The organism is Mesorhizobium sp. M2E.F.Ca.ET.209.01.1.1, assembly GCF_004010375.2.
GTDB lineage: Bacteria > Pseudomonadota > Alphaproteobacteria > Rhizobiales > Rhizobiaceae > Mesorhizobium.
Window position 1 is genome coordinate 1 of the sequence record NZ_SADP02000575.1, and the last position, 348, is coordinate 348.

The window sequence follows — 348 nt, forward strand, 5'->3', positions numbered from 1 at the left end:
CTGGCGCGAGACGCTGTTCGTCGTGGTGGTCGTGCTCGCCGTCTTCCTGGCGATCGACCTCATCCTGCACCGGCGCGAGGCCGGGGCACCGAAGATCAAGGACCCAACACCGGACACGAAAGTGCGCCTGCGCGGCCTGGCCAACGTCCCGCTGCTGGCCGGTGTGATCGGCGCCATCCTGCTGTCGGCGGCCTGGAAGCCGGACGTGAGCTTTTCCGTGTTCGGCGTCGGTCTCGAACTGCAGAACCTGGTACGCGACGCCATCATCCTGGCGCTGGCCTTCCTCTCACTGAAGGTCTCGTACAAGAGCCACAGGGAAGCCAACGGCTTCACCTGGGGGCCGATCGC

General features: G+C 66.4%; 1 protein-coding gene. It reads left to right on the forward strand.

Annotated elements, in window-relative coordinates:
• Window positions 1–348: sodium:proton antiporter (locus EN852_RS36970; RefSeq protein WP_189546492.1), on the forward strand; the 348-nt coding region annotated here is incomplete at both ends.